This window comes from Ectothiorhodosinus mongolicus, from assembly GCF_022406875.1.
In the GTDB taxonomy this organism is placed as follows: Bacteria; Pseudomonadota; Gammaproteobacteria; order Ectothiorhodospirales; family Ectothiorhodospiraceae; genus Ectothiorhodospira; species Ectothiorhodospira mongolica.
The window spans coordinates 1,835,557-1,860,038 of sequence record NZ_CP023018.1 but is presented as its reverse complement, the minus strand read 5'-3'; the positions used below and the strand labels follow the sequence as shown (position 1 = coordinate 1,860,038).

At 57.1% G+C, this 24,482-nt stretch carries 21 protein-coding genes and 2 tRNA genes; 3 read left to right on the top strand and 20 right to left on the bottom strand.

Annotated features, from left to right (window positions below; genetic code table 11):
* Positions 1 to 18 precede the first annotated feature (18 nt).
* The 15 genes from CKX93_RS09045 to CKX93_RS08975 form a co-directional block, all read right to left on the bottom strand.
* Positions 19 to 2,628, bottom strand: coding sequence for a hypothetical protein (locus tag CKX93_RS09045; RefSeq protein WP_076754016.1), 2,610 nt, complete (start codon positions 2,626 to 2,628; stop codon positions 19 to 21).
* Positions 2,625 to 3,140, bottom strand: coding sequence for a DUF192 domain-containing protein (locus tag CKX93_RS09040; protein ID WP_234982787.1), 516 nt, complete (start codon positions 3,138 to 3,140; stop codon positions 2,625 to 2,627). The genes CKX93_RS09045 and CKX93_RS09040 overlap by 4 nt, the downstream gene beginning before the upstream one ends.
* Positions 3,112 to 3,384: a heavy-metal-associated domain-containing protein gene (locus tag CKX93_RS09035; protein ID WP_076754012.1), complete on the bottom strand. Its 273-nt coding sequence runs from the start codon at positions 3,382 to 3,384 to the stop codon at positions 3,112 to 3,114. Before CKX93_RS09035 ends, CKX93_RS09040 begins: the two co-directional genes overlap by 29 nt.
* 67 nt (positions 3,385 to 3,451) lie before the next feature.
* Positions 3,452 to 4,414, bottom strand: a complete 963-nt coding sequence (locus CKX93_RS09030) for a tetratricopeptide repeat protein (RefSeq protein ID WP_159435503.1) — start codon at positions 4,412 to 4,414, stop codon at positions 3,452 to 3,454.
* Positions 4,415 to 4,455: 41 nt separating this feature from the next.
* Positions 4,456 to 5,421, bottom strand: coding sequence for a type II secretion system F family protein (locus CKX93_RS09025; RefSeq protein ID WP_084178560.1), 966 nt, complete (start codon positions 5,419 to 5,421; stop codon positions 4,456 to 4,458).
* 20 nt (positions 5,422 to 5,441) lie between these two features.
* A complete protein-coding gene (locus CKX93_RS09020) occupies positions 5,442 to 6,431 on the bottom strand; it encodes a type II secretion system F family protein (protein ID WP_084178559.1) in 990 nt (329 codons plus the stop codon).
* Positions 6,432 to 6,437: 6 nt separating this feature from the next.
* The gene (locus CKX93_RS09015) at positions 6,438 to 7,766 is read right to left on the bottom strand and encodes a TadA family conjugal transfer-associated ATPase (protein ID WP_076754003.1); all 1,329 of its coding nucleotides are present in this window, start codon (positions 7,764 to 7,766) and stop codon (positions 6,438 to 6,440) included.
* Between the two features lie 2 nt (positions 7,767 to 7,768).
* Complete coding sequence (locus CKX93_RS09010; protein ID WP_076754002.1) at positions 7,769 to 8,995, bottom strand: CpaE/TadZ family protein; 1,227 nt, start codon at positions 8,993 to 8,995, stop codon at positions 7,769 to 7,771.
* 1 nt (position 8,996) lies between these two features.
* Complete coding sequence (locus CKX93_RS09005) at positions 8,997 to 9,467, bottom strand: TadE/TadG family type IV pilus assembly protein (RefSeq protein ID WP_143339888.1); 471 nt, start codon at positions 9,465 to 9,467, stop codon at positions 8,997 to 8,999.
* Positions 9,460 to 9,957 carry a TadE/TadG family type IV pilus assembly protein gene (locus tag CKX93_RS09000; protein WP_159435502.1) on the bottom strand — a complete coding sequence of 166 codons (498 nt, stop codon included), beginning with the start codon at positions 9,955 to 9,957 and terminating at the stop codon, positions 9,460 to 9,462. The genes CKX93_RS09005 and CKX93_RS09000 overlap by 8 nt, the downstream gene beginning before the upstream one ends.
* Complete coding sequence (locus CKX93_RS08995; RefSeq protein ID WP_076753994.1) at positions 9,950 to 11,500, bottom strand: pilus assembly protein TadG-related protein; 1,551 nt, start codon at positions 11,498 to 11,500, stop codon at positions 9,950 to 9,952. Before CKX93_RS08995 ends, CKX93_RS09000 begins: the two co-directional genes overlap by 8 nt.
* A 74-nt stretch (positions 11,501 to 11,574) precedes the next feature.
* Positions 11,575 to 11,847: a hypothetical protein gene (locus CKX93_RS08990; protein ID WP_143339887.1), complete on the bottom strand. Its 273-nt coding sequence runs from the start codon at positions 11,845 to 11,847 to the stop codon at positions 11,575 to 11,577.
* Positions 11,848 to 11,908: 61 nt separating this feature from the next.
* Entirely contained in the window at positions 11,909 to 13,264 is a 1,356-nt protein-coding gene (locus CKX93_RS08985) for a type II and III secretion system protein family protein (RefSeq protein ID WP_076753990.1), read from the bottom strand.
* A gap of 30 nt (positions 13,265 to 13,294) precedes the next feature.
* On the bottom strand, positions 13,295 to 14,137 hold the full coding sequence (cpaB, locus tag CKX93_RS08980; protein ID WP_143339886.1) for a Flp pilus assembly protein CpaB: 843 nt from the start codon (positions 14,135 to 14,137) through the stop codon (positions 13,295 to 13,297).
* 99 nt (positions 14,138 to 14,236) lie between these two features.
* A complete protein-coding gene (locus CKX93_RS08975; protein ID WP_076753986.1) occupies positions 14,237 to 14,482 on the bottom strand; it encodes a Flp family type IVb pilin in 246 nt (81 codons plus the stop codon).
* Between the two features lie 344 nt (positions 14,483 to 14,826).
* Here CKX93_RS08975 and CKX93_RS08970 point away from each other — a divergent pair, with 344 nt between their 5' ends.
* Positions 14,827 to 16,089, top strand: coding sequence for a helix-turn-helix domain-containing protein (locus CKX93_RS08970; protein WP_076753984.1), 1,263 nt, complete (start codon positions 14,827 to 14,829; stop codon positions 16,087 to 16,089).
* Here CKX93_RS08970 and CKX93_RS08965 read toward each other — a convergent pair.
* From CKX93_RS08965 to CKX93_RS08950, 4 genes are all read right to left on the bottom strand, one after another.
* On the bottom strand, positions 16,086 to 17,258 hold the full coding sequence (locus CKX93_RS08965; RefSeq protein ID WP_076753982.1) for a helix-turn-helix domain-containing protein: 1,173 nt from the start codon (positions 17,256 to 17,258) through the stop codon (positions 16,086 to 16,088). The two genes, CKX93_RS08970 and CKX93_RS08965, sit on opposite strands and share 4 nt — an antisense overlap.
* Before the next feature lie 90 nt (positions 17,259 to 17,348).
* Positions 17,349 to 19,994 carry a COG1470 family protein gene (locus CKX93_RS08960; RefSeq protein ID WP_143339885.1) on the bottom strand — a complete coding sequence of 882 codons (2,646 nt, stop codon included), beginning with the start codon at positions 19,992 to 19,994 and terminating at the stop codon, positions 17,349 to 17,351.
* A gap of 186 nt (positions 19,995 to 20,180) precedes the next feature.
* Positions 20,181 to 20,975, bottom strand: coding sequence for a hypothetical protein (locus tag CKX93_RS08955; RefSeq protein ID WP_076753978.1), 795 nt, complete (start codon positions 20,973 to 20,975; stop codon positions 20,181 to 20,183).
* A 14-nt stretch (positions 20,976 to 20,989) separates the two neighbouring features.
* Positions 20,990 to 21,553 carry a hypothetical protein gene (locus tag CKX93_RS08950; protein ID WP_076753976.1) on the bottom strand — a complete coding sequence of 188 codons (564 nt, stop codon included), beginning with the start codon at positions 21,551 to 21,553 and terminating at the stop codon, positions 20,990 to 20,992.
* Between the two features lie 138 nt (positions 21,554 to 21,691).
* Here CKX93_RS08950 and CKX93_RS08945 point away from each other — a divergent pair.
* Together CKX93_RS08945 and CKX93_RS08940 are read left to right on the top strand one after the other, a co-directional pair.
* Positions 21,692 to 21,767: transfer RNA gene (locus CKX93_RS08945), tRNA-Gly, on the top strand.
* 85 nt (positions 21,768 to 21,852) lie between these two features.
* A tRNA-Cys gene (locus tag CKX93_RS08940) sits at positions 21,853 to 21,926 on the top strand.
* 39 nt (positions 21,927 to 21,965) lie between these two features.
* On the opposite strand, the gene CKX93_RS08935 is transcribed toward CKX93_RS08940, so the two are convergent.
* A partial coding sequence (locus tag CKX93_RS08935) for a YDG domain-containing protein (protein WP_240076655.1) occupies positions 21,966 to 24,482 on the bottom strand: 2,517 nt, incomplete at its 5' end.

Below are 24,482 nucleotides of genomic sequence, written 5' to 3'. Positions count from 1 at the left end.
GGGGTCTGTCCCCTTTTTTTAAATGGGGACTGTCCCCTTTTTGGCGAGGCGGGCGGCGTGGTGGATGCTGGTGAGCATGGCTTTTTTGCCTGTGCCGGTGCAGGGGACCCAGGGACGTGGCGGATCGTTGAGGGCTTCGCGCAGGGCGCGGCCAAGGGTCGTGCGCATCATGGTCATGAGCACCACAACATCGGCGTTTTCGGCTAGACGCTTGAGCCCATCCACTTCCCTACCCCAGTTCGATGACCAACCGGTGAGGCGGAACTCGACGCTGATGCCCGGCCAACGCTCGTGCAGCTGAGCCTTGATATCCTCGATGTAACGCGCCTGGATTTCGTTGCCGCCGACAAACAGCACGTTGACACACTCACCCGCCTCCAATCGTGCGTCGATGTCCGGCGCTAAATGTTCTTCCCGCTCCCAATTGGGCAGATGCAAATCCATGGTATAGGCGCCCGGGGCACGGCATTCAGCGAAGAGCTCGAGCACCTGCGCCGCCTCTTGGGGACGATGATCACGCATAGCGAAGAACAACTCGCGCAGCTGGGCATAGGCATCGGCATCCCGCCCAAGACGCCGCAGTAAACGAAAGCGCGCGCGCAACACATCGGTCTCTGACCAGGCGGGATAGACCTGATCGAGATCCGCGATGAAGTGGAGCATGGGCTCGCAGAAGCGCTTTTGCACCGCCAGCTGTTCCATGGCGTCCAGCGCTTCTTGGGCGATGTCTAGGGCATCACGCCGCAGCGCTGCGCCGACCAACATCTGCCACTGATGCCACTGCCGCTCTTGCGGCTGATCATCGCTGTGGCGGCACAGCTGACATAGGGCTTCAAACAAGATCGGGCTACTGGACCACCAGAGCGGTTTCACCAACACCCGCGATGCTAAATCAGCATCCCAAGCCATCAAGGTCTCGCCGATCTCGACCACCCAGGCGGGTTGCAGCAGCTCGGCTTGCTCCAACAGGCGTTCCAGCGCAGCTCCAGGCACCGGCGCAAGCGGACGCTGCTGCTCTCGCCAAAACGCCATAGCCCTCTCTGCAGTCGGAAGATCGAGCCGCGCCATCTCAAGCAATAAAGCATAAAAGGGGTACGACCCCACCAAACCCCACAAATGGGGTCTGACCCCACTCTGGGGTCGTACCCCTGTGGATAAGTTTGCGAGGGCGGAGCTGCGCAGGGCTTCGCTGGTGGGCTGCTCGAACCAGTCGAGCAGGGCCATGAGGCCGAGGGTGTAGTGGGCTTGGGCGGCGCTGTCGTTGAAGCGCTCGACGGCGTCCTCAAAGTAGGGGCGGCCCTGCTCTAGGCGTTGGCGCAGGGTTTGCAGCGGCAGGTGTTCCTGCGCCAACTTTAGGCTGGTGAGATCGGTGAGGCCCGCTTTAAGTAGGCCCATATCGGTGAGCAAAGCGGCATCGCAGATACGCGGATCTTCGAGCCAAGGGGCGAATTGCTCAGCGGCGGCCTCGAATAGGCCCTGGCGATGCCATAGTCGCCCCAAAGCTAGCTCGAGTTCGGCGCGCTGGTGCTCACGAGCGCTGCGCTGCATCGGCGTATGAATCAAGGCCTCTAAAAGCAACTTAAGCAGCTGTATCGCCGCATCTTGCTCGTCATTTGCTGCCACCTGTTGCGCTAGGGTCGTACCCCGTTGGAAATAATCCGCAGAGACATGGCGTTTTTGGCAGCGCAACAGCGTCAGGGCCGATTCACTCTCGCCAAGCGCGAATAACGCCGGCAAGACGTCAATCAACAGCTCGGGGGCGGACTCACCGGCGGTGATCATGAGCTTGCGCCAGGCTTTCGCGTGATTGGCCAATGATTGCTTAAGGACCGACAGATCCGGGCGCCGCGCCAGCACACACAGATAGCCGCACAAGACCGCGAGGTCTTTGCTGGCCGGTAGATCGGCGCCGCTTAATGCGGCCTCCTTGCCCTTGTCAAAGGCTTCACGCCACGGCGGGGGCGGATCCACACCGCCAGCAGACCCAGAAGACTGACCCGATAATGAACCCGCTGGCCGCATAGACTGGGAGGCGGAGGCTAAAGAATCCTGAACTGGGCTTGGGTCGAGTTCCGCAAAGGCTTGCTGCGCCGGCCAAAAAGCCGCTTCAATACGCGGCATAACCGGATCGAGAAACGTCCAAATCTCGGGATCCATCATGCGCAAAACAAAGAAGTACAGCCCCACCTCGCGGCCACCATACTCTTTGAGCATGATGCTCACAGTCGCCTCAAGGTCATCGGGCGGCTTAATAAGATCGTCACCGCCCAGCACGTAGCCATGCTCATCATGCGGCACGCCGGAAAGCGACATAAAACGGCACATGAGATCGGCCTTGTGATCCGCAAAATAGCCGAGATAAAGAAGAGTCCACTCGCGCGGGCCAAACAAAACATTGACCAACGGCTGCATTTGGGCGATGAGCGGTTCGTCTTTAAGGCGCATGACTCGCTCAATACGGCTGCGCTGATGCCGTGCTAAAGAGCGCAAGACCGTCTGTTTGAGACGTTCAAGTCGGGCTTTGGGGTCGCGCATGCGCTTGACGATGGCGGCTAGGGCTTGCCGCTGCTCAATGTCGCTGAGCTGCTCCCAGACCTCTTGCCAGCGGGTCAATGCGCCCGCGCTCACGGCCGCTGACCTACGTCCATCCCCGTTAGATCTAAGGCCTTGATCAGCTCCGCCAGCTCAGGCCAGGTATCACCGGCTTGGATGCCTTGGGCAGTAAACCAACCTTGATTCATTTCCAGGGCAAAACGCACAGGGCCTCGCGAAACATGCGATCGCAAGGACTGCGGCTGCATATCAGCGATATTGACGACCCGAAACTCGGCATCGATAAAGGCGACCGACAAAGGAATCGGGGTGTTTTTCATCCACATGGCAACTCGCTGCGCATCGGGCCAGATGAACAACATACCCTGATGCTCAGCCAGAGTATTGCGGTACATCAAGCCGCGTGCATGCCATTCCGGCGTTAAGGCGAGTTCCAACTGCAGCTGGCGATCACCCCAAGTGAGCTCGCTTTGCGGCGGTGGATCCAGCAAATCGCCGGCCCAGGCTGCCGGTGCCAGCGTCCAAGCCAACACCAGCGCCACAAGCCAGCGACGGATATTAATCTTGTTGCATGCGGCCAATGGCACAACTGACAAAGGATTTGGCTTTGCTGCCAGCGGCTTTGAGGCCGTGCACGGAACCGGTTTCGGGATAGCCCATGGACAGCAGCTTGGCTACCGCATCTGGGCGCACGGTCTCGGCACCAGTCAGCTCAACCCAGCCTTCATCAACATTGACTTCAACGTCGCTGACGCCAGGCACGCTCAGCAGGCCCTTGCGGATACTCGCCGCGCAACCACCGCACTTTATGTTTTCAACTTCAATGCGCATCACCCACTCCTTAATCACGCAAACCCATGTTTCCCCGCAAAATCGAATATTTCGGGGCGCATACTTATTATGATCCATCTCCCCCCGAAATGTTCAATGCGCGCAGTCGGTTTTGTTCGGCGCGGGGGTAGAATCGCGGCGATTGCGCGGCGGCTTGTTCAAAGTAGCGCATAGCGATACCGCGCTCATTTTTGAGCAACGCGATATAGCCGACGTTATTGGCTGCAGCTGACGCATCGAGCGGCGGCTGCATCGCATTCATGGCATCGGCATAACGCCCCTGCCAAGCTAGGGTCAGACCCCAATTGATGCGCATGCGACTGTGGTTGGGGCTTTGCCGCAGGCCCTCGCGAAAATGGCGTTCCGCGGCGCTGAAATCCCTGGCCATGAGCCGCGAATAGCCCAAATTGTTCAGTACCACCGGGTTATTGGGTCGCAGGGCTAAGGCCTGTTGGTAGTGCCCGCGCGCTGCCTGGTAATCACCCTCTAAATCAGCCATCACGCCCAGCGCATTGTGGCTTTGCCAGCCTGCCTCGCGATTGGCGATGAGCTGTTCGAAGACGATGCGGGTTTGTTCATGCTCACCGAGGCGAAAGTCGGTCACCGCCAATGCCTCACGCAGGCGCGCGTCGTTGGGACGCTGCGCTTGCGCCTGCTGCAGTAGCGGCCGAGCCTGCATTAAATCACCCATTTGCAGCAGCAACAGACCCGACTCGCTCAGCGCTTCGGCATGGCGTGGGCGCTGCGTCAGAATCTCCTGGTAGTAAAACAGGGCGCGGGCGCTGTCGCCCTCGACCTGTGCCTCGCGCGCCAGCGTGAGAAATTCGCTCAGTTCGGTGGAACTCAGCGCTGGCTCACCGGGACGTTGCGGGTTACTGCTGCAAGCACCCACCAAGACGATGCACAGCAAAAAACCCAGCAGCCGTAGGCTGCGCCGTCCATTGCGGGGCATCGCCGTAAACGCTCGCCCTACCGCAGCCCCAGGACGTTTTGGTACCGATACGCAGGTGTGTTCTATGGCTGGCAACATGACAAGGTGTCCTTCAAGGTCGGGCTCAATGCGAAACATTCTTAAGCAAATAAAACCGTAAAAATCTGGATCACAGCCGGCCCCAGCAACACCAAAAACAGCGCCGGGAAGATCAGCAGCAAAATGGGAAAAACCATTTTCACCGGCAGCTTGGCAGCACGTTCTCGGGCGCGTTGGATGCGTTCGATGCGCATGCCTCGGGCGAACTCTCGCAGGGCATCGCCGATGCTGGTGCCGTAACGCTCAGCTTGAATGAGGATGCCAGTGAGTGACTTAATCTGCGGAATACCACAGCGCTGCGCCAGTGAGCGCAGTGCCTCTTCGCGGGTTTTTCCGGCGCGCAGCTCCAAAGCCATGAGGCGAAATTCAGCGGCTAGCTGGGGATGACTGAACATCATCTCGCCCCCTACCCGCTCGATAGCCGAATCCAGACCGAGGCCAGCCTCAACACAGACCACGAGCATGTCCATGGCATCGGGGAAGCTGTTTTCCAGCTCGCGGCGGCGTGTGGTGATTTTTTGCCGCAACACCAGGTCGGGCGCATAAAACCCCACCACCGCCAAGAGCATCAGCAGTGTGAGAAATTGCCAGTCATAAACCAGACGCGGCGATGTCGCCATTCCGAGCAAGAAGCCAACCAAGGGTAAGCTGATGGCCAGCAGAATCTTGCTGCCGAGAAAGACCTTAAGCCCACGATAGCCGCGATAGCCGGCTTGCACGAGGCGCGTCTGTAGGCGGGATTTCTGCCAGTCTTCGCGCGGCAGGAGGATTTTTCCCGCCGGCTCCACCCAACGTACCAAAAAGCTGCCGAGGATCTGCGGCGTATCTTTGCGGATAGGCGGCGCCGTCGCCTTGGGGTCGTACCCCATTTGTAGGGATTGCAGGCGTCGTTGGGTGGCACCACCGCGCGCCAGCACCAACGACAATACGGCGAACACCAGCAAGCTGGCGGCGATAAAGACCGCCGCCAAAGCGCCCCAATGCAAAAACATCGTTTGTGTTGGCATGTTGAAGTTTCATCCTTGGGTTAGATTTGAAAGCGCACCATGCGACGGATGACGAGGTAACCGACGAGCATAAAGCTGAGCTGCGCGGCAACAATCCACTGCCCCATCGGGTGCTCCCATAAGATCGCCAGGTACTCCCCACGAAAGGCGGCAAGAAACAAGGCGACGATGATGGGCAGGCCAATCAGCACGTAGGCCGAGACCTGCATCTCAGCAGCTTGGATGCGCACCTCCCCGGCGGTTTGCGCGCGCTCGCGCAGCATCATGGCGATTTGCGTGAGCACATCGGCTAGATTGCCACCGGTGCGCTTTTGGATCAGGACAGCGGTGACGAAATAGGCGATATCGCTACCGCCTACGCGGGTTTGAAGGTTGCGCAGCGCGTCTTCTAACTCGAGACCATAGTTGATTTCATCGAAGGTGATGGACAGCTCATCATTAACGGGATAGGCCATCTCCTTGGATGCGGCTTGCAAAGTGGCGGTGAACGGATTGCCCGCACGAATCCCGCGGGCGATAAAGTCCATGGTATCGGGCAGCAGTTTGACAAAGCGTTGATGCCGGCTTTGCCGGCGTTGCATGAGCAGCAGTATCGGCAGGGCGAACCCAATGGCCAGTGAGATCACCAAAGCCACCGGAAGACTGAGCTGCAGCACCAATAACGCCACCAACAGCAGCGAGACGATGATGAGCAGCTGTAGGCCCAAAAGCTGCGCTACAGTGCTGCTGCTACCAGCCTGCTGCAACAAGCGATCTAGTGTAGCCACGCGCGGCAGGCGCACCAGCATTTGATTCAGCCAGGGGTCGTCACTGAGCTGGCGTTCCTGCAGGCGTAACAGTTTTTGTTGGCCATGGCCGCCGCCAGCCGATAGGTCCCTCAGGCGTCGGCGAATGCGCGTACGCCCAGCCTCTTTATTGGCGCGCCAAGCCATATCCAGACCTTCCACCAACGCCACGACGGCGAGGAAAATCAGCAACGAGATGGCGATCATACTCAGTTGTATGCCCATGTCGGCTTACTCGTACGTACAGTCGGGGTCGAACAAGGCTTCGTCCAAATCAACGCCACGCTCTTGGAAACGCTTAAGGATGCTGGGGCGGATGCCGGTGGCCTGGAAGTGGCCCAGCACCTGGCCTTTGGGATCCACTCCCTCGCGCAGAAAATGGAAGATCTCTTGCATGGTCACCACCTCATCTTCGGTACCGGTGATTTCCTGGATGCTGGTGACCACGCGACGACCATCGATCATCCGTTCGATATTGACCATGAGATGGATCGCAGCGGCAATTTGCTGGCGCACCACGGGTTGTGGAATGGAAACCCCAGCCATCCCCACCATATGCTCCATACGGGTGAGCGCATCGCGCGGGGTGTTGGCGTGAATGGTGCTCAATGAACCCTCATGGCCCGTGTTCATCGCTTGCAGCATGTCTAGCGCCTCAGACCCTCGCACCTCACCGACGATGATGCGGTCGGGGCGCATGCGCAGCGAGTTTCGCACCAAATCGCGCTGGGTGATCTCGCCTTTACCCTCAAGGTTGGGTGGGCGGGTTTCCAGGCGCACGACATGCGGCTGCTGCAGCTGCAGTTCGGCGGAATCTTCAATACTGATGACCCGTTCGGCGCTGGGGATGGAGGCGGACATGGCATTGAGCAAGGTGGTTTTACCGCTGCCCGTGCCGCCGCTGATGATGATATTGAGGCGGGCTTTAACAGCGCCCTGCAAAAAGGTGGACATTCCGGGTGTAAGTGAACGAAACGCCACCAGATCGCGCAGGGTATAAGGATCGACGCTGAATTTACGGATGGACAGTACGGGGCCATCAACGGCCAAGGGCGGTATGATGGCATTGACACGCGAGCCATCGGCCAAGCGCGCATCGACCATCGGCGAGGATTCATCAATGCGGCGTCCGACGGAGGCGGCGATTTTGTCGATGATGCGCATGAGATGGGCATCATTACGAAAACGCACATGGCTTTTTTCCAACACGCCGCGGCGCTCGACATAGGTGCTGATGTGCGAGTTCACCAAAATATCCGAGACCGTGGGGTCCTTGAGCAGCGGCTCGATGGGGCCTAGACCCAACACCTCGTCCAGCATTTCATCGACCAAAGTTGTGCGTTCGGCGGCGTTGAGCGGTATGTGCTCATGATCCAAGATATCGCGCACCAGACTGCCGATTTGCTCTCTCACTTGGCGGCCGTCGAGCTGATCGATCAACTCCAAATTCAGCTGCTCAAGCAGTTCAGCGTGCATGCGAGACTTAATCTCATACAAGCCATTGGTGGCAGCCACTGCTGCCTGTACGCCATGGGTATTGCCAACAGTATCAAGTGCCATATTCAAAAGCCTCCTACTCTGTGGCCTTGCCCCAGCATGCGCTTGAACAGGCTCGGATGGGTTTGGGTTGTGCCGGTAAAGGAGCTATTGAGGTATTCCGCGAGTTTTTCGATGTCCCGACATAGCGCTGAGCGCCGCTGCAGGCTGTGAATGGGCGCGCCTTGATCTTGGGCTCGAACTGCGGTGGAAAAATCGCTGCTGACTTGATGTATCGGCAGATTATGAAGCGTCTCGCGCATGTGCTCGGAGTGCAGTTCCCCTCCGGGACGCGCGTGATTATTGATCACTTCGATGCGTTCTTTAAGAACGCCCACGCGGGGCAATTGCTCGATCAACAAGCGCGTATTGCGCAGCGGAACCATGTGATTGTGGGTCACAATAAACAGCGGATCAGCCTGTTTCATCACTTCCAATGTCCAAGGCGTGATTAGCCGCGGCAGGTCGATGACCAGTAACTCGTAGCGTTCAACCAAGGCGTGCAACAAGGCTTGTATGGCCGCAACGGAGATGGTTTCGCCGGCTTGGGGGTCGGCGGGGGCGGCGAGCACTTTGAGACCGGACTCATGCTCGGTCAGCAAAGCTTCGATAAACACCGGATCAATACGCTCGGGCTGAGTGAGCGCGGTGGTGGCAAACGTACGTGGCTGAATATCCAGGGTCAGCGCTGCGCAGCCAAAGCCAATATCCAGATCCAGCAGCGTGACGCGGCGGCCAAACTGGCTAACCAAGCGTTCGGCGGTGTTGGTGGCTAAGGTCGTGGCGCCGGCGCCACCGCTGGCACTGAAAAAGGCCGTGATCGAGCCTTTTCGGGCTCGCGCTTCAAGGAGGCGGCGACGTTTATCGGACATCACTTCCAGCACGTCCAGTACGATCTCTTGCGCAACAAACGGGGGCGTGTAGATATGCGCTAGCGCCGGCCCCTTGAGCTTGCCGATGAGGCTAGAGTTTTCGTGCCGAAAAATACAAAAAATCCGCAGATGATCGGGGCTTTCGGCGACCAAACGTTGCAGATCAGTCGCGTCCTGAGGCGTATGCCCGTCGATATCCATGAGCAAAATATCCGGCATTTCCTTGACACCGATATCGGCCAGACTGCGGATACTACGCGGCGGCCGCAATGTGAAATTAACGCCCTGTATGCGACCCAATGATTCTTGTAATTGCTGGGCAATATCCTGATCAGCGATGACGCCCAACACGTTGACTTGCACCAGTACTTTTTTCTCCATGTTAGGGCTCCAAGGTCCAGAGCGACTCGCCCATCAAGCTAGAGGGAAAGGCGGGCAAGGCAAAGTCCAAATCAACCCCCAACAGGGTCGCGAAAAGGGGTTCATACATTAGATCAGTGATAGCGACGGTGACGATCGGGATGTTTTCTGTGCGATTGACACTACCGGCATCGGAGATGCTATAGCTGATCTGCACATTCCGCGGTTGCAGGCGCGGTTGCTGTCGCTGCATTTGGGTGAACACCGGCGAATTAGCGGCCGGGGTGAATGGCCCAGTGCTTCCGGGGTAGCCAGCTGGTGGCGTGTTCACCACGGCGATGCGCACGCCAGCGCGGGTGGCCTCGACGGTGCGTGAGACCTCCAACATCACCCGGGAGAACTCGATGGCGGCGAACACCAAAAGCAGGAACAGCGCGACCACCAGCGCAAATTCCACCATGGCTACGCCGCTTTGTGCAGTAGGCTTATTCACCGATGTAGCGCTCCTCGATCGAGGCTCTTAGCTGCAGCCCCGTCCACTGCCCTATCGGCAGCAGACGCTCACCGAATACCGACTGGAAAGGCACTTCGGCAGCGACCTGGATGATGCAGGCGGGACGGTTCTCCCCGGCTGCGGTAATAAGGGCGCTTGAGGTGGTAATCTGCACCTCTGTTGTAGTCATCCCGGGCACAGTGGTGGTGGCTCCATTGCAATTGGAAGTGCGTCCGCAGACCACCAAATTGCGGGCGTTATTGCTGACTTGAGTCCAAGTCACGCCCGGGGTGCAAGGATTAGCCACGACTAGTGCATCGGGTTGGCGGGCGATGTAGCGGGCGCCGGCATGCACCGACTTCACCAAGCTGTTTTGTTGATACAGGGCGCGGCCCAGCTCGGTGATGCCAAAAACGATGAGCAGCAGCGGAATCAGCACCAAAGCAAACTCCACCATCGCCGCACCGCTTTGTGGGGTTTGCTTATTCATACAGCTGCACCGAGACATTGAATTCGGCATCAGCGCGACCCGCTAGACCCATGTATTCCACGACGAACTCGCTGCGGCGTTGAGTGGCGGTTTGCAAGATGAAGAATTTGGCGAAGGTGTCGGCGGTGGCGTTGGTTCTTCCGGTGATATTTTGCGCAGCGCAGTCTAAAACAGCGGCAAACAACACGCGGCGATCGGGGAATACCACGGGGCCACGATTGGCGGGGTTATGCAAGCCATCGATAATAGGCTTAGCAGCCCGGCCTGCGGGGCTGGGATCGACGTAAGGTACGGTGCGGTCAGGCTCAGGCGTAGCCCAAGGGTCACGGGTGCTGAGGCCATCTTTGGCGGGTAACTCAGTGAGGGGATCTAAGCAGTTGATGTCATCGGACGTTCCTGGTTCGCCATCGGGCCCATTGGGATCGCAGGGCATGAGCCCCTCATCCAACTCCCACTCATACAACTGATGGCGGGTCATTTGCGTATAGCCCGGCGGTTGCGATCTGCCGTGGTAGCTGTGAAAAGCAGTCCAGTATTCGTCTCTTCGCCACTGGCCATTACCCACAATTTCGTCGCCACCGATGTCGCGCGGATATTCGATGACATTGGGCGCCGGTGGGTAGTCACGCGGGCGGAATTGGTTGGTGTAATGGTCGAATCGGGTGTTCCAGCCCCAGGTGGGAAAGCTTTCGATGGCGCCGGGTTGGGTGCGTACTTGCGGCGGCGTGCACTCCTGCAAGTTTGGATCGGCCAGGTATTCACCGACCCGTACGGCGCCAGAAGTGAACTGGCCGCCGGGGTTGCGGACCTGTAGAAAGCCGAAATTACCGGCCGCCCATTTTTGTTTCAAAGACAGCGAGTAGCCAACACGGATGCGGGCATTGGGATCGCTGGGATCAGCGGCGCGCGCGAAACTCAGACCCTCGGGTTCAAACGGGTTACAAATCATCAGCGGAGGATAGTTACAGACGGTGAACTGGCGTCCGGCCAGGGCGCGGGCGTTGACTTGCGCGAAACGCGCGGTATCGGCGCCAATGAGGTCGAGTACGGGTAGGAAGTACAGATCAACCGTGTAGTCGCGCTCAGTGTCATTAGGTTCTAGGCGCACCTCCACATAGCGACTGACGGTGTCTGTGCCTAGTGGGCTCAAGCAACGACCATTTTCGAAGCTGCCACCCAGCTGCGTCTCGCAATACTCCTGCGGCCGGTCAACATCGGCATCGTAGGGTGAGCCAATCCAGCTGTAGAAGCGGATATTGCCTTCTGTGATGCCCTGCAAAAGATCGGTTTCGCGGGCGAAGCCGCTGTCATGTTGCAAAAGATCAAGGATGGCCGCGCGGGCACGGGCCTGGGCACCTGGGCGGTTATCCAACTCTTCCGCGCCGGCGCGGGCAGCGGCATCAGCGGCATTTTGCATCTGACTTTTGAGCACATAGAGACGACCCAGGTCGAGCGCGAAGGCGCCCATGCCCAGCATCAGGATGATCATGAATAGGCTCATCACGAGAATGGCGCCGCGTTGCTTGTTGTGTGCCGGCTTCATGCTCTGGTTCCTCGGCTCGCTCTGGTGGCTAGATGGATTCGGCTTGGTTTACAGGATGGGTGGATTCGGCTGGGTTAGCTGCCGACGTCAGTGACCAGACGTCGGGTCTCAGCCGCTGGGGTTTGCTGGCGGTATTGATCTAGGCTGCGCTCAGCTTTTGACCCATCCAGCGTCGCCGGCGAGTGTTCTTGGGTGCCGGCTTCTGGATGGATCACCTGCGCCTCTTTCGAGGCCCGCAAGGCCTCCCCGAATGAGGCATCCAGCGGCTGGCCCGGCAGGGTTTGGCATCCCGCTAGGCCCAGCGTCAGCGCCAACCCCACGATTTGCATGCTTGTTACCGATCTCATCGTTGCATCTCCTATTGGGGTACGACCCCATTAGTCCTCTTTTGGGGTCGTACCCCGTTGGTTAGAGTTCGTGGCCGAAGCTGCCTTCTAGGCCGCCGGTGGTGTTGCTGGCGGGGCTGATTTCCCGGTGCTCTAGCGTGCCCAGTAGGTACTGATCAATATCGGAGGGCGCGATGATATTGTCGGTGGGCAAGCGCACATCCGCAGTGCTAGGCGCGACCAAGCGAGCCCTGACGACGATGGCCAGTTCGGTCTCATTGCGGCGAAACTCCGTGCTGCGGAACAAAGCGCCGAGAATGGGCACGCTCCCCAGTCCCGGGACCTGGTTGAGGACATTGTTCATGTTCTCTTGCAGCAGCCCGGCAATGACAAAGCTTTGGCCATCAGCCAGCTCGATCGTGGTGCCTGTGCGGCGTGTGTTGAGCGCCGGAACCGAGGTTCCTGCGACCGAAGTCGCATTCTCAAAATCGATGGTGGAGACTTCGGTCTGCAGGCGCAGATTGATCTTGCTGCTGGAGAGCACCATGGGCGTGAACAAGAGGCCTACGCCGTATTCCTTGAACTCCACGGTGATCGCATCTGACCCACCCGACTGTAATACCGGCACGGGGAACTCACCACCGGCCAGGAAGCTGCCCTCTTGCCCAGATAAGGCGACGATGTTGGGCTCAGCCAGAGTTTTGGCGAGACCGCGGGTTTCTAGGGCTTCAAGCCGCAATAACAGATCTGGCCAGGTAAACAGGCCATCGACAAATGGCGTAACACTCAGCGGCAGTCCGGTAGAGATTTCAGCGGTGCGGCTGCCTGAGCTGCCGGTAATGGTGGTCGAGATACCCAGTGCTTTCAAGGAGTTGCGCTTGACCTCGGCTATGCGCACTTCCAGCATCACTTGTTGTCCGCCGCCGACCTGCAGCAGGTTGCGAACATCGTTGTCTCCGGCGAAGCTGCGGGCCGCTGCCAATGCAGTGTCCATGGCATAGGTATCGGACACCTGGCCGGAGAGAATGACCATGGAGTTGGAACTTCTTACTTGCAGATCACGCTCATCCGGCAGCAGCTCATGCAGCTTGCGCTTGATACCATCGATGTCATGGGTGACGACCAGATCGAGCATCGCCACCATTTGGTTATCCGCGCCACGAAACGCCAAGTTGGTGCGCCCCGAGCGGTTGGCCACCAGCAGCACGCGCCTTGAGGAGAGCATGCGCACATCGGCCACATCGGGATTACCCACCACAACCTGGGTGAGGTTGACGGGGGCCGTGACGATGCGGGATTTGCCCGCCGCCAAGACCAGCTCACCCACATCCATGGGTTCGCCTAGGTCTAGGCCTTGGGGGTTTTGGGCGTGAGCCGAGGGAACCCATAGTCCCAGCATCAGCACCCACCCAGAGAGGAATACGGTGAACTTGAACATCTTATGCTCCTTATTTGTGGTCCAAGAACATCAAGGCTGAGCGGTATTACCCGTGATGGTTTGGCTGTTTACATTCAGCCCGCGAATCACCTGCACACGGGGTCCCGGCGGCGGCCCACTGGTCCCATTAGGGTTAGAAGTGCGGGTTTGCAGATCAACACCACGAATCACCGCGCGTGGCGTGACGTCATCATCAAAGGTGCTGCGTAAGGCGACCTTCACCTGCCCGACCCGCTGCGCTAGCGTGATTTTTTGGGCTTCTTCAGGGGTGGTGAGTAAGGTGATTGCGCGGGCCACGCGCGGATCATCACGGCGATCGGAAGCAATTTGATCGACCGCGAGTACCGGTATGTTCTGCATCAGCATACGAGTCACCAATTCGCCATCAGCACGCCCGGCATTGGTGGTGTGCAAGATGTCTACACGATCTCCGGGCAAGACAAAACCCGCCACGCCCTGGACTTCATCGGTCGAGATGGTGATCGCGCGATGTTCTGACGGAATGCGCGGCATCAGACCGGCACGCGTTCCCGGGGGTGAGATGCGATGTGGCATGATCACTTCACCGCGGGTGATCTCGCGGATCACCACCGGCGGTGTGTCATCCAGCGTAAGTACTGCTTGGATGTCGTTAAAGGCCCCCTGAGGCACAGCCGCAGCGGGGAAAGAAACGGTAGACAGCGATACGCGATCCAGGCGCTGCCCAACCTCCAGGTCCATGGCAGCCACGACCACCGAGGTCATGGCCGGGCCCTCAGCAGCCACTGTCTCAGGGGGCTCTGCCGGGCGGATCAAACCTTGGACCATATAAACAGCAACAGCGCCCATGGCTACCGCCACGAGTAATACCCAATATGCACGTGCTTGTATCACGGCGACGCCTCCCTAAGAAGGAGCGGGCCGGGGTGGCCCGCTCTTTAACACGCTTATTGAACTGCTTTAACACCGAGATTGAGTGCGAATATGGCCGCTTCAATTGCCTGTTCCACCACCCCCAGGATTGCCTGTTCCACCACCCCCAGAAGTAAGAGCGGTGACAATGCTCTGAAAGCCAGCCTCAATCTCCGTCCCAAGTGTCGTTATCAGACCCACTGATACGACCGCGATCAGGGCCACCAGCAGGCCGTATTCAACGAGGCTGGCACCGCGCTGCAGGTGCACGCGACGCGAGACTGGGGTGGTATCCGGGACGTTCGGGGTTTTCTCTTGAGTTTGCATGTTGGTTCTCTCCATTATTCGGGTTTACTGAGTGAGTGGTCTTTTCGTTTCGACCGATAGATAGATTGCAGCACGACCTCGAGTAAATCTGTGCTTTCGGATACAGTCTCTGGATCCGGGACTAAATTCCAATAAGTTCAAACCCATAGGTTTTGTGCGCGCACACACACAACTGAAGTAAATCTCTTAATTAAGATGAGGTATGTGTGTTAACACACTTAAAAATAGATTTTTTAAGTTTATTTTGAGGTCAAGATTTGATCTAGATCGTCATCGATTTTGGGTAGTGACCTACACTCTTAATAAGAAGAAACCTTTACGGATAAAAACAAGAGGTAACCATCATGGAAACAATAGATACAGGACCAAAACAGAATCATATTTTGGGATCATTGCCAGACTATGAGCTCACTCCTTTACGTGATCATTTAGAAAGAGTCGCTCTCAACCCTGGCTGGGTCATACACGAGCCGCACACCAAAATTGAACATGTGTACTTTCCTACCTCCGGCGTGGTCTCGCAGATCTTCACCACCTCCTCGGGCACTACCACCGAATTGGCCATGACCGGACATAACGGCCTGATCGGTCTTGCCGCCGTTTTAGGCGGTGAATTCATGACCCATGAAGCCGTGGTGCGCTGCCCCGGCGATGCCTATCGACTGCGCGCCAGCCGTCTGCGCCGTGCCCTAGTGCAAGGAAGTGTGCTGCAAGCCCAGATATTGGGCTATGTGCAAGCGCTCATTATGGAGATCTCGCACGGTGTGGCATGCAACAGACACCATCGTGTCGAGGAACGTCTTGCGCGTTGGTTATTACAAAATGCCGATCTTAATGGCGGGCACCAAGTGCGCGTCACGCAAGAGACCATGGGCGATATGCTCGGGGTGCGCCGCGAGGCGATTAATGAGGCAGCGCGCAAGTTACAAGACCAGGGTTTGATTTTGCGGCACCGCGGCAGTGTCGACATTACGGACCGACAGGGTCTAGAGGCACGGGCTTGTGAGTGCTACCAATCGTTGCGACATCATGAGCGCATGTTACCCGCTGGCTATCATGGCAGTGGCAATAGCGGCGGGAATGGGGACTTGGGTTTACATAAGCAAACACACCATGCGGAATGCCTTAATCAAATGGGTCATGAGCATACTAGCTGGCCGGAGTCTATGATCATGCAAGGTCTGAATACGCAGCAGGCTGAGCTCTCCGAGCATATTGGCGATCTGCGGGCGGCGTATCTTGAGATCGAGAATTTGAAGAAGCAATTCGAGGATCTCTACGAATATGCCCCCATGCCTTACTTTATGTTGGGTGCCAATGGCGAGCTGGAGCGCACGAATATTGCCGGGGCAATCATGATGGGCATTAAGCATTCCGATTTTGAACGGCAGCCTTTCGCGGATTTCCTCGACAAAAATTCGGTGGCCCAGTTCATGCAGTTCTACCGTTCCGTGTTGAGTGGGCGGTGTCGTGAGGGCTGTGATATTGCGTTGAAATCGACCGCCCATCGACCTGAACTGGCAGTGCGTTTATACGGCGCGCCAGACGAGGATGGGGCCGAGTGTCGCTTAATGGCTGCGCCCCTAAGTCAGACCCACCGACTTTAGTAGAGGAATTGGCGGCGGCGTACGGGGGTGATGACCATGCGGCATTGTCTCCCCCGTTCGTCCGTCTCGGCGTTGATAGTGACTAGTTTTCGCGGCTCACGGGAATTGGCGACGATCATAGCTAAAAGCGGTGCATGTCGACGGCCGTCGAGGATTTGGCGAATATAGGCAGCGATATTCTCGCGCTCCTCTGGCACGAAATATTTGATCAAGTCTTGATTGTTCATATCACTGTGCTTCTGATGCAGCAAAATGGCGCCGGCGAGATTGCAGCGCAGAATATGCATATCTCTATCCACGCAGATATAGGCCACCGGCGCAAAGTCAAATAAATCTTTATATTGACGGGCATTTTTTTGCGCCAAGATAAGGGCTTCATCCACCGACTCGGGGCCGAATTCGTAGGCGGTTTTGGCATTGCCAGTTGGGGTGCCAAATGGGGTCGCACCCCTGTGGATAAATGGGGTCGTACCCCATTTGTTGGGGTGAGTGGCTTGGAGACATTCGCAGGCTATGTGTTTAAGGGCTTCGAGGTTTTCAATACGAAAGGCGCCACGTCGACTCACGATAAGGCTGTCGTCTTCCAATTGGCCCATAGCGATATTGACGGCCTCACGGCGCACCCCCAGAAAGTCGGCGATTTCCTGCTGGGTGTTTTTTATCCAGGCGTCATTTGTCAGGGCCTGTGTTTGCAGCAGCCAACGCCCTAAGCGCGCATGCAACGAATGAAAACGGCTACAAAAGGCGTTGGAGGTGATTTCTTGCAACAACTGATTGACATAGGCCAAAGTGGCTCGGAACAGGCCCTCATTGCTGCGCAGTTCGCGACGAAAACTGCGAACTGACAGGCCATAAGCCACGCCGGGGTTGCGCACAGTAGCCTGATAGGCTGAGGCGTCGGAGCCTAGCGCGATCGCATGACCAATCATGCTATTGGCGCCGCACATCACCATTTCCATGCTCGCCCCTTCGTCGTCAATCTGACTTAACGAAACAATCCCTGAGATCGGAAAATACACCATCTCCAAAGGCTCACCCGGACGATGCAAGCAGTCGCCGTGAACCAAAGTGACACGTTCCATTAAGGGAAGAATGTGGGCAAATTCCAATGGAGTGAGTTTGGCCAGCCACTGATTCTCTCGAGCTTCGTGCACTTCTAGGTTACTCATCACATCTCGCCCTCGGTTTATTGACCGCTATGCTGTTGAGCGATGGGTCCCCATACTTGGTTAAGTGACGGCTTATTACAAGTAAACGAGTTAACGCAATACGCCACTATCGATAAACTGCCACTGGGGGCTGGTGTAGTTAAGCAACAACTCTACCCTCTGATGGTAGCCTGGCGTCAGAATGTGACTTTTCGCGGGAGGTGAGATCCATGAGTAACGGCGCGGCAAAGCTTCCTCTGAGAGACGAAGTTGCCACTCCCCAGGAAGCAAACGTTCAAAGGTGAAATGCCCCTCGGAGTCGGTTTGCGTGCGGTGCGTGGCTGAGTCGTTGTGCAGTTCGATCCAGATGCGTGGCAGAGGCGCGGTGGCGTTTGTGAGCTTTAGTTGGCCGCTCAGCTGCGCTGTCCGCACCAGGGTGATGTCGAGACGTTGGTTTGTCCCGCCGGTGATGTCAACGCGCAGATCGTCACTATTAAATGGGGACAGACCCCTTTTTCTGGGGGTCAGACCCCATTGGGTGGGGAGGCCCTGCAGGCGGAGCTGGGTTGGGCCGATGGGTAGTCCGCGAAACCGGTAACAGCCCTTGGCATCGAGGCGGGCAGCCGATTGGTTGGCCCAAATGAGCACGGATGTGCGGATATCTTTGGATTGTTGCTCTTGATCGGGGAAGTCCACACAGCCGTGGAGGCTGCCGACGCTTTGTCTCCGCCGAATCGGCAGCTGGAACGACCAGTGATGTTGCGCGAACCATCGAGTGTCATGGTGGCTTTGGCTTCCGAGGTTTTGGCTTTCGTGGTTTTGGCTTTCGTGTTGCAGGCTTAGAGTCAGGGATTGTCTTGGTGAGAACTGCCAACGCCATTGCAGGCTACCTGACCGATAGAATTGGTCTTGATGGCTGCTTTCGGCGGCTTGGAGTTGGAGCTGATGTTGTGGTGCCGGGCGATAGGTGAAAGAGACACTGCGCTGGCTGCCTGTTCTGATGAAGCGGCTATCACTGACTGTTTCGGGGCCTTGGTGCCAGTAGAGCGCCATTTGTAGATCTCGCGAGGGTCGCCAGCCCAGAGTGATGGACTGATCTTGCTCCCCGGCACGGCGCCATTGCATGCGGTAACTGAGGTGGTTTGTTTGTCCCGCCAGTCCCCAGCGCTGCGCATATTGGACATATTGGGGGTCAGACCCCACGGTACGAAGTTTGGGGTCTGACCCCCGTGTGTAGCGCTCCTGCTCTAAGTCTAGGGTGATGCCCAAGGGGGTTTGCCATCGGGCGCCAATGTGCAGCTGCTGCTCCTCTAGGCTTGGGCTGCTAAAGCTGCGATATCGGGTACGCAGGCGCCATGCCTGGCCCAATGGCTGGTCTAATTGTGCGGATCGATGGTAAGAGCCGGCTGATGGGCGGTAGGGATTGGCCGATGGATGCTTAGTGCCAGTGGCATAGTGCCTAAGCGCGGGATGCCAGTGTGATTCGGTCAGTCGATACAGTCCGCCATGGGCGAGCCTACCGCGGGATTCTACTGACCAGGAATACCCTTGCTGATATGCGAGATCGGCGGAGAGATGATGGTCTACTCGCCACTCATGGCGGGTTTTGAGTCCCCATGCCGCGGGTGTTTCTTCGGGCTGCCAAAGGTGCAGTTGCCAAGCTTGCCTTGAGTTTGGCGCCCAGCCCAAGTGGGCACCCTGCTCTGCCCTGTGTTGATCGGTTCGCGGAAGGTGGTAGCTGCCGAGTGTCCATGGCGTATCTTCAGGTCGCCATTCCGCGCTTATCCCACGCCCATAGCGCTGACCCAGCATGGGCAGATCGGTGTGCGCCAGATCACCGAGGCGTGCAGCATATTCGGGGCCACGATAGGCGATGGCCATCTCTTCGCGTTGATCCCAAAGCCCGCGACCGCTGTCATCAGGAAGGCGGAGGCGCAGATCCCAGTGGTGCCGCTGGTGTTCATCTATGGCACCGCTGCCGGTGAGCTGCCATTGGCGGGCACTTCCTTGATTGTCGCCGCCCCAGCTTGTAGTGAGTTGTAGAGGGTAGTTGTGGTGGGTTGGCGTGCCGGGGTGGGTGGGGAGCCACTGGCTGTGCACGGTTTGGTAACTCTCGAATGGGGTACGACCCCGTTGTGGGGTCTGACCACATTTGTGGGCTTGGGCGCGCAGGCGGTGGCTGATGCGGCGGGGAGCGGTTAAGTCGATGGGCTGTAGGAGAATGAGGGTGAGCGGCTGGGTTTGGCCGGGTTCAAGCGTTAGAGTCTCGGGGGAGAGGTGGGCCTGCGTGGTTCTGCCTTGACCGGGAATGTCTAGCTCGACACTTAAGGACACATTACCGGTGTTTTCTAGCGCCAAATTGATCTCATGGGTTTGATCGGCCCAAAGCTGAGGTGGGATCTCGTCAAGACCTCGCCAGGCGAGCTGCGGATGCGCGGCGATATGAATGCTGCGCTGAATAAAGGCGCGTTGCTCGGGGTGGGTTAAAGCGATAACGCCGTATTGAAGATCTGTTGGGCCAGCAGGCGCGCTGTTGGATATGGTCAGTGCCACGAGCAATTGGCGCACTTCGTTGGGCGCTAGACTCAGTTCGCGCTCGGGCATCAGTGAGCGCAGGCTGGGCGGCAAATGCAGGGATTCGCGAAGAGTAAGGGGATGGTCGGTAGGGTTTTCCAGACGTACGGCAAAGCTGACGACTGAGCCGGGACTGTAGACTAGATCGAGCTCATCGACTAAGTGAACAAGTGCATGAGCCATGGCTGCAGCTGGAATGACTAGCCACAAAAACGCAACGAGGGCGAGCCAGAGCGAGATACAGCGGCGACCCTCAGATTGAGGCCGCTCTCGAGCAAAGTCGTGGTCCCTTCGCTGGGCAATGTCGCGCTCAGACAGCTGCGCACCATTTTGATGTTGAAAGCCGATTCCCTGGCGCATGTGCCTTCCTTATGGCGGGCGCAGGTGCAGCTGGTATTGCGCAGCGAAGATGTGCTCCTGAAGATGATCGGCGACCAGTAATAACTCGTAACTGCCCGCACCCAGCTCGGGGAGATCCCAGTCGATGCTCCGCTGCGCCATCGGTAAGAGGCCGACTTGGCCCAGCTCAAATCGACCTAGAGAGCGGCCATTGGCTGTAAAGAGCTCCGCCCAAAGGTGCAGCCGCAGTTCAATATCTCCGGCGTTTTCCATATCCAGCCGAAAGATGCGGCCTTGCGGCCCATTGAGCAGTTTCCGTTGCAGGAATTTCAGCCCTGGTTCATACGGCCCATGCAAGTGGGTTTGTAGGCGTACCGCGGTGCGAAAGCGATTTTCGACATAGACGCCAGGATCACGCGCAGAATCTTGTTCACCCTCGCTGATGCCCTCGACCATGAGGACGCTCCAATAGGTTCCGGCCTCGCGGTTCTCCGGCGCCTGGAGGACAAAGTCGATGCGCCCTTGGGCCTGCGCTGGGAGCACGTGCTCGCGCGGGGTGAACTCTATCCAAGTGGCATTGGAACGCTCGTGACTATTGGCCTCGGGGAAATGCTGCCCCGCCAAATCGACCCGATAGTCACGCACATAGGCCATGACTCGCATGGGCTGATCGGCATGATTTTTGAGCAGGATATGTCCTTCAACACGCTCTGCGGGGCTAAGCGCGAAGCGCTGCTCTAGGCCATTGGTGACGCTGACTGAGGCTGATCCCATGGATGCCAGCCCCAGCCAGATCACCGCGCACAGTAAGATGCGGCGCACCATCGTGATGCCCTGCCCTATTCGGCGGCTGAGAGGGTGTAGAGCACGGTGACGTCGATGGGGCTATCCGTGGCGGTTAGCTCAGTGGCGTCATAGCTGAGGCTGTAGGCGAGCTGGGCACCCGCATTGGCCCCTGTTCCTGTGACGGCTGAACCGATGCTGTTTATGGCGACTTTGGGGCTGGCGGTGAGCTCGGTAGGCGCTGAGAATTGGCTGTTACCGACTTGGCCCTCGCCAATGATCATGGGTATGCTCAGCATCAGTCGCATGCCGGGCTGCAGGTCGCCGTCGAGAGAGACGCTAATGCTGCGCGTTGTTCCAGCGGGAACTACTGAGGTGTAGTGTAGGCGCGCATCCATGGCTCCGGTGACGATGGCACTGGGGGTATCGCCGGCTTGTGGCGCGGTGGCGCCGATGTCGAAGTGGGTGCCACTGGGGCCTTGGTAGAGGCTTAGCTCAGCAACTTCTTGGACGGTGATGCTCAGGCCTTGGGTCTCATCAACCGTTGCGGCTATAGCTTGAGGGGCCGCGAGGCTTAATGCCAGCGGAAGGATAAGTGAATATGCGCGGTAATTTTTCATGACGCCTCTCCTTGGCTAATCATCCTTGGGGATAGTCCCAAACTTGAACTTAGTAGAACTGGCGGTTTTTTGCAAACACGGGGCCGAGGAAGTCTTGACCCGGGGCAAAGACTCTGTAAAATGCACGTTCGGATTTCGGCGGGAATAGCTCAGTTGGTAGAGCACAACCTTGCCAAGGTTGGGGTCGCGAGTTCGAGTCTCGTTTCCCGCTCCAAAATTACGTAGACCTCGGCTCTGCCGAGGTTTTTTGTTTCAGGCATCGGTCCGATGCTCTATGATTCAACGAGTTGGCTGTCCAAGGCTGGGTGGCAGAGTGGTTATGCAGCGGCCTGCAAAGCCGTGTACCCCGGTTCGATTCCGGGCTCAGCCTCCACTTATCCACAGGGGTCTGACCCCATTTAAGAGTATGAACTCAGTTACCGGGCTCGGGCTCATCGCCATCGACCGGTTCGCCGTCCTCGAGCGCACCAGTGACAACCAAAGCCGTAATGTCCGGCAAGCCCTGGGCGCTGGGCTCGGGATCCGTTGGTGAATCCAACTCGCCTGCCGAAGCGACCCCCCCATCAATAACCAACAGCCGGGTAGAGCCAGTTTGTCGCACAGAGGTCGCTATCTGCGCCACGGCACGGTCTGTGACGCCATCTTGTGTCTGTACAAACTCGCCATCAGCAAACCCATCTGAGGCGGTCATCGTTGTAATGTTAATCAGCTCGAGGTCCCCTAATACGACTTGCTCTGTTGTCGACTCACCACCCGCAAACACCTGAGACAGCGGCGCACGCGGCCTTTCATTAACCCTAGGCTGATTGGCGCTGGGCTCTGGGATCAGTGCCATAGGTGACTCCTGCGTGTAATCCGTGGGATTAGACACGGGTGTCACTGTCAGGGCACCGCTGACATAGGTCACATCATAGTTGGGATTCAAGATGCCAAACGGCATGATGTCATATGTGCCCACGGCGACTCCACGACCACGCGGGACCGAGAAACTCACGTTAATCTGATCACCGATTAGCAGACCTTGCTGCTGGAAGGTGAATACGGGATCTGCTGCCCCAAATCGGCGCGTTTGATCATCAGCGGCAACGAAAAGTGGCCGCGGCGCAATATCAGCAAACGCCGAAGCACTCAAGGGTGCGATGTAGTTCCCTGTGTCAGGTCCCGAAATCCGGATATTCGACACCTGCACAAATCTCGCCTGCCCAACATTTGGCGTCAAGAAATTGGCGTCAAAAGTTGCCGCAACCTGATCATTGCCGAATGTATCTAACGACAGGCTCACTAAACCACTCGCATCCGTTGTGCCATCGTAAATTCGGCTCGCTCCGGCAACTGCTTGTGCTGATAACGCGAAGGGCGTGATGTTAGAAAATAAACCACCCACAGGTGCAAGCGTATAGTTGCCTGCGTCCGCGCCAGTTAGCTGAACACCGGTTGCAGTCACTTCAATATTATTGCCAACATTTTTAGATGCAAAGGTACCCGTTGCACCATCAAGACCTTGGGAAATCGATACATCATCATCACCAAAAACGCCACTGCCTAAAGATGCTGTTGATGAACTGATTTGCGCCACATCAGTGCCGTCATAGACTTTATTTAAGGCAACCAAGCCAGTCACACTTATTGGCGCTGGGTTGATGGTACTCGTGGCGTTGACAACATAACTAATAGTGTAGTTATTGCCACCATTACCGTCATTCACCGTCACATCATTTACAGTGACCACTCTATTGTTTAGCACATTACCATTAGAATCACGACCAACATTGGCATCCACAAAAGCAAACGTGCCACCCGACAAGCTGTCTCCATTGAAGATGACTGTACCATTTGTAGCAACCGCAGTACCTGCTGCATTCGTTGTGCCATCATACGTTTTAACCACATCAGTTGTAGTCAAAACTAAATTCGCGCGCGTAATATCGATAACCCGCGTGCCACCTGCAAAGGTGTAGTTGCTCGCCAGGCCTGCTGTCGCACCTGTACCGGCATTACCAAGCGCTAAACTGCCCAACGTAATCACCTTACCGTTCGCAACGTGCTTGTCAGAGACAGAGCCATCGCCACTCAATGCCAGCGTTTCATCACCGACCAAATTGCCTAAGGTTAAGTCACTGGCGTTCACTACTGTCGTACCGTCGTATACACGTGTGCCGGTGACATTCACCACAAATGGATTAATCGTGCTGGTAGTGTTGCTTTCGAAGGTAATCGTGTAGTTGCTCCCATTGTTACCATCATTGATGGTCACACCATCAACTGTTACCTCTTTGTTACTTTGTACGTTACCACTGCCGTCACGACTAACGTTTGCATTAGTAAATGCAAAGTTACCACCCACCAATGCATCTGTCGCAGCGCTGTTACTCGCGTTTGTAAACAATTGACCAGAAGTCACCACCGCACTTCCCGCTGCAGCAGTTCCACCATCATAGGTTTTCTCTACATCGCTAGTACTGATTGTAATCGCGGCTGGATTAATCGTGCTGGTGGTGTTATCGACATAACTGATAGTGTAGTTATTGCCACTATTACCGTCATTGACAGTCACGCCCGACACCGTCACCGTCTTGTTCTCGCCAGCATTCGCGTCAACGAAACCAAACTTGCCACCTGACAAGTCGTCATCCCCAAACAACTGGGTATCACTGCCCACCACAACAATGGCTTCACCGGCCGCATTTAAACTACCATCATAGGTACGGACTACATCACGAGTTGTAACACTCAAAGGCGCTTGCAGAATAGAAATATTGTTACCCACTGCAAGTGTAAGTTGGTAGTTAGACGCCAAGCTGTTTGTGCCATTTAACAAGGTCAGACCTGACAGACTTTGAATCCCTACCGGACCGCCCACATGCTTATTCACCAACTCCAAGCTTCCTTCGAGCCCAAGTTCTTCACCAACGACAAGACCCTCTAGCGA

Coding starts and splice junctions, on each gene's coding strand:
- CKX93_RS09030 (WP_159435503.1), bottom strand. CDS start 4,414: ATGTTGCCAGCCATAGAACACACCTGCGTATCGGTACCAAAACGTCCT.
- CKX93_RS08990 (WP_143339887.1), bottom strand. CDS start 11,847: ATGAGATCGGTAACAAGCATGCAAATCGTGGGGTTGGCGCTGACGCTG.
- CKX93_RS08970 (WP_076753984.1), top strand. CDS start 14,827: ATGGAAACAATAGATACAGGACCAAAACAGAATCATATTTTGGGATCA.
- CKX93_RS09035 (WP_076754012.1), bottom strand. CDS start 3,384: ATGCGCATTGAAGTTGAAAACATAAAGTGCGGTGGTTGCGCGGCGAGT.
- CKX93_RS08975 (WP_076753986.1), bottom strand. CDS start 14,482: ATGCAAACTCAAGAGAAAACCCCGAACGTCCCGGATACCACCCCAGTC.
- CKX93_RS09000 (WP_159435502.1), bottom strand. CDS start 9,957: ATGAATAAGCAAACCCCACAAAGCGGTGCGGCGATGGTGGAGTTTGCT.
- CKX93_RS08955 (WP_076753978.1), bottom strand. CDS start 20,975: ATGGTGCGCCGCATCTTACTGTGCGCGGTGATCTGGCTGGGGCTGGCA.
- CKX93_RS08965 (WP_076753982.1), bottom strand. CDS start 17,258: ATGAGTAACCTAGAAGTGCACGAAGCTCGAGAGAATCAGTGGCTGGCC.
- CKX93_RS08995 (WP_076753994.1), bottom strand. CDS start 11,500: ATGAAGCCGGCACACAACAAGCAACGCGGCGCCATTCTCGTGATGAGC.
- CKX93_RS09015 (WP_076754003.1), bottom strand. CDS start 7,766: ATGGCACTTGATACTGTTGGCAATACCCATGGCGTACAGGCAGCAGTG.
- CKX93_RS09010 (WP_076754002.1), bottom strand. CDS start 8,995: ATGGAGAAAAAAGTACTGGTGCAAGTCAACGTGTTGGGCGTCATCGCT.
- CKX93_RS09020 (WP_084178559.1), bottom strand. CDS start 6,431: ATGGGCATACAACTGAGTATGATCGCCATCTCGTTGCTGATTTTCCTC.
- CKX93_RS08985 (WP_076753990.1), bottom strand. CDS start 13,264: ATGTTCAAGTTCACCGTATTCCTCTCTGGGTGGGTGCTGATGCTGGGA.
- CKX93_RS08960 (WP_143339885.1), bottom strand. CDS start 19,994: ATGGCTCATGCACTTGTTCACTTAGTCGATGAGCTCGATCTAGTCTAC.
- CKX93_RS08950 (WP_076753976.1), bottom strand. CDS start 21,553: ATGAAAAATTACCGCGCATATTCACTTATCCTTCCGCTGGCATTAAGC.
- CKX93_RS09025 (WP_084178560.1), bottom strand. CDS start 5,421: ATGCCAACACAAACGATGTTTTTGCATTGGGGCGCTTTGGCGGCGGTC.